11 protein-coding genes are annotated in these 13,770 nt (G+C 63.8%); 8 read left to right on the top strand and 3 right to left on the bottom strand.

Going from position 1 to position 13,770, the window contains the following annotated elements; all coding sequences use genetic code 11:
* The first annotated feature begins 17 nt into the window (after nucleotides 1–17).
* On the top strand, nucleotides 18–1,220 hold the full coding sequence (locus tag ACWPWQ_RS01610) for a transporter (protein ID WP_342058158.1): 1,203 nt from the start codon (nucleotides 18–20) through the stop codon (nucleotides 1,218–1,220).
* A gap of 297 nt (nucleotides 1,221–1,517) precedes the next feature.
* On the opposite strand, the gene ACWPWQ_RS01605 is transcribed toward ACWPWQ_RS01610, so the two are convergent.
* Together ACWPWQ_RS01605 and puuR are read right to left on the bottom strand one after the other, a co-directional pair.
* A complete protein-coding gene (locus tag ACWPWQ_RS01605; RefSeq protein ID WP_454008847.1) occupies nucleotides 1,518–2,795 on the bottom strand; it encodes an NAD(P)/FAD-dependent oxidoreductase in 1,278 nt (425 codons plus the stop codon).
* Nucleotides 2,796–2,844: 49 nt separating this feature from the next.
* Nucleotides 2,845–3,456, bottom strand: coding sequence for an HTH-type transcriptional regulator PuuR (gene puuR / locus ACWPWQ_RS01600; RefSeq protein ID WP_005331862.1), 612 nt, complete (start codon nucleotides 3,454–3,456; stop codon nucleotides 2,845–2,847).
* 309 nt (nucleotides 3,457–3,765) lie between these two features.
* On the opposite strand from puuR, the gene ACWPWQ_RS01595 reads away from it, so the two are divergent.
* From ACWPWQ_RS01595 to ACWPWQ_RS01580, 4 genes are all read left to right on the top strand, one after another.
* Nucleotides 3,766–5,229 carry an NAD-dependent succinate-semialdehyde dehydrogenase gene (locus ACWPWQ_RS01595; RefSeq protein ID WP_454008846.1) on the top strand — a complete coding sequence of 488 codons (1,464 nt, stop codon included), beginning with the start codon at nucleotides 3,766–3,768 and terminating at the stop codon, nucleotides 5,227–5,229.
* Between the two features lie 230 nt (nucleotides 5,230–5,459).
* Nucleotides 5,460–6,758 (top strand): 4-aminobutyrate--2-oxoglutarate transaminase, encoded by a 1,299-nt coding sequence (gene gabT, locus ACWPWQ_RS01590; protein ID WP_429158554.1) that lies wholly within the window; start codon nucleotides 5,460–5,462, stop codon nucleotides 6,756–6,758.
* 208 nt (nucleotides 6,759–6,966) lie between these two features.
* A complete protein-coding gene (locus ACWPWQ_RS01585) occupies nucleotides 6,967–8,346 on the top strand; it encodes an APC family permease (protein ID WP_454008845.1) in 1,380 nt (459 codons plus the stop codon).
* A gap of 435 nt (nucleotides 8,347–8,781) precedes the next feature.
* Complete coding sequence (locus ACWPWQ_RS01580; protein WP_139437586.1) at nucleotides 8,782–10,092, top strand: APC family permease; 1,311 nt, start codon at nucleotides 8,782–8,784, stop codon at nucleotides 10,090–10,092.
* Nucleotides 10,093–10,170: 78 nt separating this feature from the next.
* On the opposite strand, the gene ACWPWQ_RS01575 is transcribed toward ACWPWQ_RS01580, so the two are convergent.
* Nucleotides 10,171–10,563 carry a hypothetical protein gene (locus tag ACWPWQ_RS01575; RefSeq protein WP_319913241.1) on the bottom strand — a complete coding sequence of 131 codons (393 nt, stop codon included), beginning with the start codon at nucleotides 10,561–10,563 and terminating at the stop codon, nucleotides 10,171–10,173.
* Nucleotides 10,564–10,813: 250 nt separating this feature from the next.
* On the opposite strand from ACWPWQ_RS01575, the gene ACWPWQ_RS01570 reads away from it, so the two are divergent.
* The 3 genes from ACWPWQ_RS01570 (at nucleotide 10,814) to ACWPWQ_RS01560 (ending at nucleotide 13,616) form a co-directional block, all read left to right on the top strand.
* Complete coding sequence (locus ACWPWQ_RS01570) at nucleotides 10,814–11,968, top strand: sodium:phosphate symporter (RefSeq protein WP_025327778.1); 1,155 nt, start codon at nucleotides 10,814–10,816, stop codon at nucleotides 11,966–11,968.
* 137 nt (nucleotides 11,969–12,105) lie between these two features.
* Nucleotides 12,106–12,576, top strand: coding sequence for an FKBP-type peptidyl-prolyl cis-trans isomerase (locus tag ACWPWQ_RS01565; RefSeq protein WP_005331844.1), 471 nt, complete (start codon nucleotides 12,106–12,108; stop codon nucleotides 12,574–12,576).
* 272 nt (nucleotides 12,577–12,848) lie between these two features.
* Nucleotides 12,849–13,616 (top strand): DODA-type extradiol aromatic ring-opening family dioxygenase, encoded by a 768-nt coding sequence (locus ACWPWQ_RS01560; protein ID WP_454008844.1) that lies wholly within the window; start codon nucleotides 12,849–12,851, stop codon nucleotides 13,614–13,616.
* The last annotated feature ends 154 nt before the right edge of the window (nucleotides 13,617–13,770 follow it).

Raw genomic sequence — 13,770 nt, 5'->3', positions numbered from 1 at the left:
AACAAGGACGTATCTCGATGAAACAGTCGACCATGCTGTTGATTGCACTGACCCCCTTCACCTGCTGGGGCGCAACTGCAGAAGAAGAGGCCCTGCAGCAACAGCTGGATCAGCTGCGTCAGCAATTGATCCAGCAGAATCAGGCCCTCCATCAGTTACAGGCTCGCCTGGAGGCCGTCAAGGCCTCGGGGGCCACGCCTGCCGCCACAGCAGGAACAAGCGGGGCCGCCGTCGCAGCCTCCTCCCAACCCGATACGGCACGGCGCACGCCGGAAGTCGGTCGCAGTACCGAAGACCTGATGATCGAGCAACACAACGTGTTCGATCGCGCGCTGACCCTCGACTTCGGCCTCTCTTATCAGCACTACAACCGCAAGGATCTCGCCCTGCGCGGTTTCCTGGCGCTGGACGCCATCTTCCTGGGCGAAATCAACCTGGATAGGGTCCGCTCGGATCAATGGACGGCCGATCTGGTGACCCGTTACACCCTCAATGATCGCTGGCAGCTGGAACTTGCGGTGCCCTACATGTATCGCAACACCAACTATCAGAGCACCGGCAAGGAGAACTCCAGCCGCGACTTTGAGGAGCAGAGCGTCAGCGATGGCGGGCTCGGCGATCTCAGCCTCGCCATCTACTACAGGGTCCTGGCCGAGGATGAAGATTGGCCGGATCTGGTCTGGAACCTGCGGGCCAAGGCGCCGACCGGCAAGGATCCCTATGGGATAGAGCTCATGACCTCAGAATCTGGCAACCTGATGGTCCCCAAGGAGCTCGCCACCGGCAACGGGCTCTGGCAGCTGTCCACCGGCTTCTCCCTGGTCAAGACCCTGGATCCCGCCATCCTGTTCGCCAACCTCAACTATGGCCACAGCCTCAAGCAAGACTTTGACGATGTCTCCTACCAGCCCGGCGATCAGCCCGGCAGCATCCAGCTCGGTGACTGGTATGAATATGGATTGGGGGTCGCGTTTGCACTGAACGAGCGCTTCAGCCTCTCCTTCAATATCAACCAGCGCATCACCCTCGAATCCAGTCAGGGGGCCGAAGGCTTTGACATGGAGAAGGTGACCGGCTCCGATGCCAATGCGGCCAGTTTCGGTATGGGGTCCACCTGGGCCATCACCGACAAGCTCTCAATGGCAGTCAACTGGTCGGCAGGGCTCACCACGGATGCGCCTGACTACAGCCTAGGGCTGCGTTTCCCCTATAGGTTCTGAGAGCGGCGAGTCGATGCAACCTGAGCGGGCAGATGATGGTCCCATGCCATTGAAGCGGATCCAGGTTGTTCACCCATCACAGAGGGAGGCACTATGCCTCCCTCTGTCGTTCTGCCTCCTGGCTGCCGGCGGGCACCTGAGGGCAGCCGCTTCCCCTGAAAGAAGTGCCTGGGGTGCCCTCGCTGCGATACAGGGAATGGCTTGCCACTTCCCTTATGCGACAGCCTAATCACCAGAGACTCACGTCCTTCACCATTCAACAGTCATGGCACCATAGCGCGACGCCCTTTATGGGCATCACACCCCCAGCCTGTCTCGCAGGGTATACCAGGCGGCTCCTGCGGCGGTGAAGGGGATACGCAGCAGACGCCCTCCCGGGAAGGGGTAGTGCGGCAGCCTGGCGAAGGCGTCGAAGCGCTCCGCCTGACCGCTCAGCACCTCGGAGAGCAGCTTGCCCGCCAGATGGGTACAGGTAACGCCGTGGCCGCTGTAACCCTGCATGTAGTAGATGTTGGGGCCGATGCGACCAAACTGGGGCAGGCGCGACAGGGTGAGCAGGAAGTTGCCGGTCCAGGTGTACTCCACCTTGACGTCTTTGAGCTGGGGGAAGGTCTTGAGCATCTTGGGGATGATCAGCCGCTCTATGTCCGCCGGATCCCGCGCCCCGTAGACAACGCCGCCGCCGTAGATCAGCCGGTGATCCCCTGTGGTTCTGTAGTAGTCGAGCAGGTAGTTGCAATCTTCCAGGCAGTAGTTCTGCGGCAGCAAGGCGCGGGCCCGCTCCTCCCCCAGCACCTCGGTGGCGATGACCTGGGTGCCGCACGGCATGCTCTTGCTCGCCAGCTCGGGCACCAGGTTGCCGAGGTAGGCGTTGCCGGCCACCACCACGAAGCGCGCCTTGACCGCCCCCCTGGCGGTCTTGACCAGAGCCGGCTGGCCAGGAGTGATGCTGGTGACGGCGGACTGCTCGAAGATCTGCCCCCCCTGCATGCGGATGGCTTCCGCCTCCCCGAGCGCCAGGTTGAGGGGGTGGATATGACCGCCGCGCTTGTCCAGCAGGGCGCCGACGTAGCGATCGCTTGCCACCACCTCGCGCACCCCGTCGGCATCGAGCAGCTCCAGCTGATCGTTGCCCCACTTCTGCCAGCGGGCATGTTGTGCCTTGAGCTCGTGGAGCTGCTTCTCGGTCTCGGCGGCAAAGACGCCCCCCTGCTGCAGATCGCACTGGATGTTGTAGCGCTGGATCCGCTCGCGGATGATCTCTCCCCCCTCAAACAACATGGAGCCGAGCAGCCTGGCCTGATCCGGCGGGCAGTTCGCTTCTATGGTGTCGATGTCGCGGCTGTAGGAGTTGACGATCTGGCCGCCGTTGCGACCGCTGGCGCCGAAGCCGACTCGCGCGGCCTCCAGCACCACCACCTTGTAGCCCTTCTCCACCAGATGCAGGGCACTGGAGAGGCCGGTATACCCGGCCCCGATGACGCAGACGTCGCACTCAAGCTGCTCGGTGAGCGTGGGATAGGGGGCGTGTTTGTTGGCACTGGCTGCGTAGTAACTCTTTACATGTTCGGTCATGATCCCTGTTTCCTTACCGGTTCGTTTCCAATATTCGCGCTGTTCAATGTCAAAAGCTGGCGGGGGTGTGGGCGCTGACGATGCGGCAGACCTGCCCCGACGGATTGCTGAAGCTGTGGGGCTCGCCGGTGTCGATCACATAGCTGTCCCCGGCGCTGAGCTGATAGGTCTGCCCCGCCAGGCTCAGCACGACAGAGCCTTCCAGCACTGTGCCCACCTCCTCCCCCAGGTGCTTGACCTGGCCCCCGGTGTCCGTGCCGGGGGCATAGGTCTCCAGCATGAAGCCGAGCTGGCGACGATTGTTGCCGTTGTGCACCAGCTTCATGGAGACCCCCTGACTGCCCAGCTCGATGAGCTGCTCCGCCTTGATCACCACGCTCGGTGCCCGCGCCTCCTCCTCGGCGAAGAAGCGGGAAAGCGGCAGCTCGTAGACGCAGAGCAATTTTTGCAACGAGGCGACCGAGGGGCTCACCTTGTTCTGCTCTATCATGCAGATGGCGCCGTGGGTCAGACCGCTCAGCTCGGCGGCCCGGCGCTGAGAGAGCCCGAGACTACGGCGAAGGAGGGCGAGCCGCTCCCCCATGGTTTTATCCATCCCTTTGTCAGACAAGGGGTTATCCGTCATGGTCTGCCACTGGACCTCACCTTGTGGTTGCTGCATCCCCACCTCCTTGTATGGCCATTCGAATACCTTGTGGCGGCTGGTTAATATAATGCGTCAATCCCGGCACCCTGTTCGCTATCCTGCACAGCCGAGAGCGTTCATTATTTTGCACACCCAACACAATGAGAAACGCTAGAATCGTCCTGACAGCCCCATTTCTAGCATGCGGCGCCCCGTTCACTCAAATATATTTAACACTTGAAAAACATTTCGGCTCACTTTATGGTCGTTAGGTGCTTATTATTCTATACGGTGGCACCACGGGATGAGTCGGCCACCCAGACCCACAATCGAGGCTTCCTATCTATGTCAGCATCACAACCTGCTCTCTCTCTGATCAAGTCCCTTGCCTATATAGATGGCCGCTGGTGCGAGGCCCATGGCGGACAACGGTTCGAGGTCCTGAACCCGGCGACCGGCCAGCTCATCACCCAGGTACCCGACATGGACGAGACGGACACCCGGCTCGCCATCGCGGCGGCTCACAAAGCCCAGCCCGCCTGGGCTGCCCTCACCGCCAAGGAGCGCGGCAGCCGGCTCCACGCCTGGTTCGAACTCATCATGGCCAGTCAGGATGAACTGGCCCGCATCATGACCTGCGAGCAGGGCAAACCGCTCGCCGAGGCCAAGGGGGAAGTGGCCTACGGCGCCAGCTTCATCCAGTGGTTCGCGGAAGAGGGCAAGCGCGCCTATGGCCGCACCATCCCGGGTTTCAGCGGTGACCGGCGTCTGGCCACCATCAAGCAGCCGGTGGGCGTGGTGGCCGCCATCACCCCCTGGAACTTCCCCATCGCCATGATCACCCGCAAGGCGGGCCCGGCACTCGCCGCCGGTTGCACCATCGTCATCAAGCCCGCCGCCGAGACCCCCCTGTGCGCGCTGGCGCTGGCGTCCCTGGCCGAGCAGGCGGGCATCCCCGCCGGGGTCATCAACATAGTCACCTCCCATCAGGCGGCGGCCGTGGGCAACGAGCTGTGCAGCAACAAGACGGTGCGCAAGCTCTCCTTCACCGGCTCCACCCGCATCGGCAAGCTCCTGATGCGCCAGTGCGCCGACACCATGAAACGGCTCTCTCTGGAGCTGGGTGGCAACGCCCCCTTCATCGTGTTCGACGATGCGGATCTCGACGCCGCCGTGGCCGGGGCGCTCGCCTCCAAATACCGCAACGCCGGCCAGACCTGCGTCTGCGCCAACCGCATCCTGGTGCAGGCCAGCGTCCATGACGCCTTTGCCGAGAAGCTGGCCGCCGCGGTGCGCGCCTTCAAGGTGGGGGATGGCATGGGGGAAGGCACCCAGATAGGCCCCCTCATCAATGCCGCCGCCGCCGACAAGGTCGCCTCCCTGGTCAGCCAGGCCGAGGCCGCCGGGGCTCGCGTGCTGGTGGGGGGGCAAGCCCACCCCGCCGGCCCGCTCTTCTACCACCCCACCATCCTGACCGGCGTGACCCCGGACAACCCCATACTGCAGGAGGAGATCTTCGGGCCGGTGGCGCCCCTGGTGCGCTTCGAGACCGAGGCGGAGGCCATCGCCATCGCCAACGACACCCCCTATGGCCTGGCCGCCTACTTCTATGGTCGCGACATCGCCCGGGTGTGGCGGGTGGCCGAGCAGCTGGAGTACGGCATGGTGGGGATCAACGAGGGGATCATCTCGACCGAGCTGGCCCCCTTTGGCGGCATCAAGGAGTCGGGGCTGGGTCGGGAAGGGGCGGCAGAGGGGCTGGAGGAGTACCTCGAGACCAAATACCTCTGCTTCGGCGGCATCCGCTGATGCCCATGGCCCACAGAGACATCGCCTAAAAAGATGCCTCTGATACCCGTCCATCGTTTTTATAGATAGACATGGGCGCCCGCTCGGCCTCACGAGAGCGTCGACGGCGCCCTGCGGCACGCCACCCGCGCACCGCACCGGACATGCCGCCCTGCCAGATGGCAGCGCGGTTCACTCGATGAGCAGATTGCACAGGAATATCAGGGGCCCATGCCCCTCAGGGAGGAAAGATGAGTCAGTCAGAACAGCATTCAAACCAGGCGTGGCAAGCGCGCCGTGAAGCGGCCGTGGTACAGGGGGTCGGCACCCTGCTGCCGGTCTTCATCGACCGGGCGCAAAACGCCGAGCTGTGGGACGTGGAGGGCAACCGCTACATCGACTTTGCCTCCGGCATCGCCGTGCTCAACACCGGTCACAACCACCCCAAGGTGGTCGCCGCCGTGCGCGAGCAGCTCGAGAAGTTCAGCCACACCTGCTTCCAGGTCACCCCCTACCCGGGCTATATCAAGCTGGCCGAGAAGCTCAACGCCCTGGTGCCGGGCCCCACCCCCAAGCGCACCCTCTTCCTCTCCACCGGCGCCGAGGCGGTGGAGAACGCCATCAAGATCGCCCGCGCCCACACGGGTCGCAGCGGCACCATCGCCTTCAAGGGGGGCTTCCACGGCCGTACCATGATGGGCATGGCGCTCACCGGCAAGGTGGTGCCCTACAAGACCGGCTTCGGCCCCTTCCCGGGGGAGGTCTATCACCTGCCCTTCCCGGCCGACTACCTGGGGGTGAGCGAGGCCGATGCCCTGGCTGCGCTGGATCTCTGCTTCAGCGCCGACATAGAGCCGGCCCGGGTGGCTGCCATCATCATAGAGCCGGTGCAGGGTGAGGGGGGCTTCTATGTCGCCTCCCCGAGCTTCCTGCAAGCCCTGCGCAAGATCTGCGATCAGCACGGCATCCTGCTCATCTGCGACGAGATCCAGACAGGTTTCTGTCGCACCGGCAAGACCTTCGCCACCGAATACAGCGGCGTCGAGCCGGACATCATGACGCTGGCCAAGAGCCTGGCGGGCGGCTTCCCGCTCTCCGCCGTGGTGGGCAAGAGCGAGGTGATGAACGCCGCCAAGCCCGGTGGCCTGGGGGGCACCTATGCGGGATCCCCCATCGCCTGCGCCGCCGCCCTGGCGGTGCTGGAGGTCATCGAGGAGGAGCGCCTGAACCAGCAGGCCCTGGTGCAGGGGGAGCAGATCAAGGCGCGCCTGCACCAGCTGGCGGAGCGATTTGACAGCATAGGCAACATCCGCGGCCCCGGCGCCATGGTGGCCATGGAGCTGGTCAAGGGGCGCGATGCCACCCAACCGGACCCGGATCTCACCAGGCGGCTGGTGGCAGAGGCAGGCAAGCGCGGCCTGGTGCTGCTGGCCTGCGGCGTGCGGGCCAACGTCATCCGCTTCCTCGCCCCCCTCACCGCCTCCCCGGCGCTGATCGACGAGGGACTCGACCTGCTGGAGCAGGCGCTGGCCGCCGCCAGTCAGGGTTAGTGCCCGCGGTTCTCGCTGGCACGAACAATATCGTCAGATAACGACAGGCCGTCCATCGCGGATGGCCTGCTTATACGGTATCATCTCGCCCCCAAAAAATGATGGCAGGAGCACTTGGCTCCCTCTGTGACCAGTCACCCTGTCATGGGGCCCTGTCCCTGCTCGGCAGGCGGGCCCTTCACCACTGCATTCTTAGGAGACAGGCCCCATGGCCCCACGCCCTGCGCGACTGAAACAAACCCTGACCCTGTGGCAAGTGGTCGTGATGGGCCTGGCCTACATGACCCCCATGGTGGTGTTCGATACCTTCGGCATCGTCACCGACATCACCCAGGGTCATGTCACCACCGCCTACCTGCTGGCCCTGGTCGGGGTGCTGTTCACCGCTTCTAGCTACAGCAAGATGGTGCGTCACTACCCGATCGCGGGCTCGGCCTACACCTATGCCCAGCGGGAGTTCTCCCCCGTGGTAGGCTTCATGGTGGGCTGGTCCTCCCTGCTCGACTACATCTTCCTGCCGATGATCAACATGCTGCTGGCCAAGATCTATCTGAGCGCCCTCTTCCCCGGCGTCGAGCCCTGGATCTTCATCCTCGGCATGACGGTGCTGATGACCGCCATCAACCTGCGCGGCATCGATCTGGTGGCTAACCTCAACGGCCTCATCATCTTCATCCAGGTGGCAATCATGCTGGTCTTCCTCGGCCTGATCGCGCATGGGGTCTACCAGGGGGAAGGGCTCGGCAGCCTCAGCCTGCAGCCCATCTACAGCGGCAGCACAGAGATCTTGCCGCTGCTGACCGGGGCCACCATCCTCTGCTTTTCCTTCCTCGGCTTCGACAGCCTGAGCGCCCTCTCCGAGGAGACCCCGGAGGCCGGCAAGGTGATCCCCAGAGCCATCATCCTGACCGCCCTGCTTGGCGGCCTCATCTTCGTGGTGGTGGCCTATGCCCTGCAGCTCTACTTCCCGGACGCCTCCCGCTTCAAGGCGCCGGACGCCGTGCTGCCGGAGATCGCCCTCTACGTCGGCGGCAAGCTGTTCCAGAGCGTGGTGCTGGTCTGTGCCTGCGTGGCGGTGCTGGCCTCGGGGCTCTCCTCCCACGCCGGGGTCTCCCGCATCCTCTACGTGATGGGGCGGGACAAGGTGCTGCCCCAGCGCACCTTCGGCTATATCCATCCCAAGTGGCGCACCCCGGTGTTCAACATACTGCTGGTGGGCCTGCTGGCCCTGTCGGCCGTCAGCTTCGATCTGGAGATAGCCCTGGCGCTGATCAACTTCGGCGCCCTGGTGGCCTTCACCGTGGTCAATCTGTCGGTGATCTCCTGCTACTACCTGCGCCTGGGCCGCAACAAGACCTGGCAGGATCGCCTGCAATACCTGGTGCTGCCCCTGCTCGGGGCCGGGACCGTGGCCATACTCTGGCTCAACCTGGAGCAGACCTCCCTGGTGCTGGGGCTGATCTGGGCCGCCATCGGCGGGATTTACCTGTTTTTGCGCACCACGGTCTGGCGGGTCTCGCTGCCGAGCCAGCAGGCGGCAAGCCTTGCCAGCAGCGGGCTGGCCCCCCTGCCGTCGACACCTGAATAGGCGCGGTTTATTGATGTAAACCCTGTCCTTGTGCATTCTCTTGCCGGGAATGCCGATCCTGGCTTGTCATCCCCCCCCATCTGGGGCAAAATGCGCGCCGATTTGAATAACCGATGTGATCCTCACATCGGTTATTTTTCATTTTGAAAACAAGTGTCTACTTCGAGGCCGGAACCATTCCGGAAATGATATCTAGGTTCAGATGAACCTAATGCCGCAATGAGGAAAAACATGGGGCTCTTATTGGCTTTGTCTCCGGTTGCCACCGGAACCTGCTTTGGTCGCCGCGCGACCAACGTCTGTGGTTTGCATACCGCTTCGCTGCGGATGCGAGAAACCAGTCCCATGGCCTCACGCCATTCCACCTCCTGCCAGCCGTGCAAGGAGGGAGCCTGAGTGAGCCAGCAACCCGTTCGTCTGATAAAAACCCTCAGCATGTGGCAAGTGGTGGTGATGGGCCTGGCCTATCTGACCCCCATGGCCGTGTTCGACACCTTCGCCATCGTCGGTGACATCACCGAGGGCCGGGTCGCCACCGCCTACCTGCTGGCGCTCGGCGGCATTCTGCTGACCGCCTTCAGCTACGGCCACCTGGTGCGCCGCTTCCCCTCGGCGGGCTCCGCCTACACCTACGCCCAGAAGGTGTTCCACCCCTATGTCGGCTTCATGGTGGGCTGGTCCTCCCTGCTCGACTACATGTTCATGCCGATGATCAACATCCTGCTGGCCAAGATCTATCTGACCGCCATGTTCCCGAACGTCGATCCCTGGATCTTCATCTTCGGCCTGGTGACGGTCATGACCTTCCTGAACCTGCGTGGCATCAAGCTGGTGGCGAACCTCAACGGCTTCATCGTCTTCATCCAGGTCGCCATCATCCTCACCTTCCTCGGCCTCATCGCCTGGGGACTGCTGCACGGCGAAGGAACGGGCACCCTGCTGAGCAGCCGCCCCTTCCACCTGGAGTCCGCCGGCATGCTGCCGCTGTTCACCGGCGCCACCATTCTCTGCTTCTCCTTCCTCGGCTTCGACGGCCTGAGCTCACTGTCGGAAGAGACCCCGAACGCCGGCAAGGTGATCCCCCGTGCCATCGTGCTGACGGCCCTCATCGGCGGCATCATCTTCGTCACCGTCTCCTACAGCCTGCAGCTCTTCTTCCCGGATCTGGCCCGCTTCAAGGAGCCGGACGCCGTGCTGCCGGAGATCGCCCTCTACGTCGGCGGCACCCTGTTCCAGAGCGTGGTGCTGGTGTGCACCACGGCGGCCGTGCTCGCCTCCGGCATGGCGGCCCACGCCGGCGTGTCCCGCATCCTCTACGTGATGGGGCGCGATCGCATGATCCCGGAGCGGGTGTTCGGCTACATCCACCCCACCTGGCGCACCCCGGCCATCAACGTGCTGCTGGTGGGGGCCCTGGCGCTCTCCGCGGTGTCCTTCGATCTGGACATGGCGCTGGCCCTGGTGAACTTCGGCGCCCTGGTGGCCTTCACCTTCGTCAACCTGTCGGTCATCGGCCAGTTCTGGGTGCGCGAGCAGCGCAACAAGAGCCTCAAGGAGCACCTGCTGTTCCTGGTGCTGCCGCTGCTGGGGGCCGCCACCATAGGGGCGCTCTGGATCAACCTGGAGCAGAGCTCCCTGGAGCTTGGTCTCATCTGGGCGGGGATCGGGGTCACCTACCTCTTCCTGCGCCTCGCCGTGTTCCGCATCCCCTTCCGTCAGTACGAGGAGACGGCCGACGGCCAGTAAGGCCGGCCGGACGACAGCCAAACAGAAGGGGAGCCTATGGCTCCCCTTCTTGCATGCAGACCTGCGCCTGACTCTTCCTCACCCCTGGTTGATCACCGCGGTGGCGGCCGCCTTGACCGGATCCCTGGCCACGGCGTTGACGTCCTTGCGGGTCTGCTTGACCTTGTCCTGCGCCTGCTTCAGATCGGCACTCTGCTTGTCCATGGCCGCTTTGGTGTTCTGCTTCGCCTCTTTCAGCCCCGCCGTCTTCTTGTCCAGCGCGTCCGTGGTGGTGTTCTTCACCTCGGCCTTGGCCTTCTCCTTCTGCTGACGCACCAGCTTGTCGGCATCGCAGTTGCCCTTGACCCCCAGGGTCGCATTCATCGCCTCGTTTCTGGCCGCCTTGTCGAGGTTGCACTCGGACTTGAACACGCTGGCCTGCGCACCGGCAGACAGCAGACCCAGGGAGAGACACAAAACCCATGCACGCATCATCACTTCCTCAGTTTGAAGACAGGAAAGCCTGGCAGCATATAACCCAGGGGCCTCAGTGCAAGGGCGGAGACCGGCGCTGAGCCGGATGGCGCCATATCGGCGTTTGCTCCGACACTTTTTGTCTGCGACGCCCCCTGCCGCCCTGTCACCAAAACATCATAAAAGTGTCACTTTGTCATATTTCTGTCATGGAGCGCTGCTTTAATGCGCCCGTCCATTTCAACGCAGAACGACCCCAAGAGGCCATATGCACAGCACCGCATCTTCCGCACCCCAGCAGACCCGCCGTCCCGGCCCCCTGTTCAACTGGCTCGCGGTGATCACGCTGATTTACCTGATCCTGGTCGCCGTTGGCGCCGTCTCCCACGGCTTCAAGGGCTTCTCCGGCGGCGCAGAAGGCGCGGCCCAGATCTTCGCTTTTGCCAACAACCCCTTCGTCGCCCTGCTGCTCGGCATCCTGGCCACCGCCCTGGTGCAATCTTCCAGTACTGTCACCTCGGTGATCGTCGGTCTGGTGGCCGGTGGCCTGCCCATGGAGATGGCCATCCCCATGGTGATGGGGGCCAACCTCGGCACCACCATCACCAACACCATCGTCTCCCTCGGTCACATCCGGGACAGAGGCGAGTTTCGCCGCGCCTTCGCCGCCGCCACGGTACACGACTTCTTCAACCTGCTGGCGGTCTTCATCTTCCTGCCCCTGGAGCTGATGTTCGGACTGCTGCAACAGAGCGCTGAGTGGATCTCCGGCCTGCTGATGGGTTCCGCCGACATGTCGATGAAGGGGATGGACTTCATGAAGCCCCTCATCTCGCCGTCCCTGGATCTCATCGACGCTGCCGTCGCCTTCCTGCCGGGCAAGGGCCCCGCCATCGCCACCATAGTCATCGGCATACTGCTGATCCTGGGTTGCGTCACCAGCCTCGGCAAGGTGCTGCAACGGGTCATGGTGGGCCGCGCCAAGGAGCTGCTGCACAAGGCACTGGGCCGTGGCCCGCTGACCGGCATCGCCTCCGGCACCCTGATGACGGTGATGGTGCAGTCCTCCTCCACCACCACCAGCCTGATGATCCCCCTGGCCGGCGGCGGCGTCTTCACCACCCGTCAGCTCTACCCCTTCACCCTGGGGGCCAACATAGGCACCACCATCACGGCCCTGCTGGCCGCCACCGCCATCAGCGGTGCCGGTGCCCAGCTGGCGCTGACCATAGCCCTGGTCCACGTGCTGTTCAACCTGTTTGCCGTGGTGCTCATCTACGGGGTTCCCTTCCTGCGGGAGCTGCCCATCAAGGCCGCCGAGACCCTGGCCCGGGTGGGCAGCGAGAACAAGCTGCTGGCGCTGGGTTACGTGGCCGGGCTCTTCTTCGCCCTGCCCGCCCTGATGATGGTGGCCGCCAAGTAAATCCGAACCGGGGGCATGATGCCCCCGGTGCCTTGCCCGTCCGGTCACATCCTCCGGCATCCCCCCTCGCCCTCCCTCCCCGGCTGGGATAAGATGCCCCTTCATTGCACTCTGATTTCAAGGAACAGGAAAACCCGATGAAATTCATTCTGATCGCCCTGCTGATCGCCGGCGCCGCCTACTACTTCTACTCCAGCAGCAACAACAAAAAACTGGCCGAAGAGAACGTGCGCAAGGGGGCCGAGTTCCTCGCCAGCAACAAGGAGAAGCCCCTGGTCACCACCACGGCCTCCGGGTTGCAGTACGAGGTGCTGACACCGGGCAGCGGCACAGTTCACCCCACCGCCACCAGCAAGGTGAAGGTGCACTACGAGGGCAAGCTGCTGGACGGCACCGTATTCGACAGCTCGGTCGCCCGCGGCGAGCCCATCGAATTCGGCCTCAACCAGGTGATCAAGGGCTGGACCGAAGGGGTGCAACTGATGGTGGAAGGGGAGAAGACCCGCTTCTACATTCCCGCCAACCTGGCCTACGGCGACCGCGCCGCCGGCAAGATACCGCCAGGTTCGGTGCTGATCTTCGATGTGGAACTGCTGGGTATTCAGTAAGGCTTCTGGCTCGGCCACCACCAGGCGAGAGCCCGCCGGGCATCAAGCAATAACCGGCTGATGAAGAACAACGGGGCCAGCATGGCGATGCTGGCCCCGTTGTTTTAAGGTCATCTCCCGTCTTCATCTATCAACTCATAGTGAACAGTGCTTATACATATGGCCGCATTGTTAACTTCCTATCCTGGGCAGATAATGACCCCATCGTCAGTGGCCCCTTGCCCTGACCCGGCCATGCTCTGCGTGCCGGCCTCATTGATAGGAGTCTCCCTATGGCTATCGCCCCCGTCTGGTTTATCTCCCACGGCGCCCCGGATCTGGTCCTGCGGGATCAGCCTGCCACCCGGTTCCTGAAACAGCTGCGCCTCGAGGGCGTCAGGGGGCTGGTGGTGGTCTCGGCCCACTGGTTCAGCCGCGGCGAGCCGCAGCTCAACGTCGAGTCGAGCCCGGCCCTGATGTACGACTTCTACGGCTTCCCCGATCCTCTCTACCAGATCCGCTGGCCGGCCAGGAGCCCCCAGTGGCTGCAGGAGGCGGTGAGCGATCAGCTGCTGCTGGCGGGCCTGCCCGCCACGCCGGTCAAGCGCGAGCTGGATCACGGGGTCTGGTCGCCCCTCTCCCTGATGGATCCCCAGAGCGAGCTCCCCCTGGTGCAACTCTCCATTCCGGCCGGCTTCACCCCGGCCCAGCTGTGGCAACTGGGGGAGGCGCTGCAGGGCCTGCGCGCGCAGGGCATAGGCATCCTCGCCTCCGGCGCCATCACCCACAACCTGAGGGCGCTCGGGCCGGACGACAGCCCGGTGCCCCACTGGGCGAGCGCCTTCGTTCACTGGCTGGAGCAGGCCATGGATGAGGGTGACAGGGCGGCGCTGGAAGATTATCGGACCCGGGCACCGGGCGCCGTGGAGTCCCATCCCCATGACGATCACCTGCGCCCGCTGTTCGTGGCGCTCGGGGCGGCGGGCAGCGACAGACCGACCAGGCTGCACCAGAGCTGGGACTATGGCAGCCTCTACATGGGCGCCTACCGGTTCGGCTGATCCCGGCGACCCTGGACAAGCATGGCGGCGCACGCCGCCATGCTCATGCCTTTCATGCTGGCTGCGGCCAAATAGGGGACTCGTTATAGCCATTTTCCGGTAGAATGGCCGTCTTTGGCCCAGACCCGGCAAGGATGGCTGTCCCGTTCCAGGT

The sequence above is a fragment of the Aeromonas sp. Marseille-Q7275 genome, from assembly GCF_965119515.1.
This window is presented reverse-complemented; position numbering and strand designations above follow the sequence as displayed.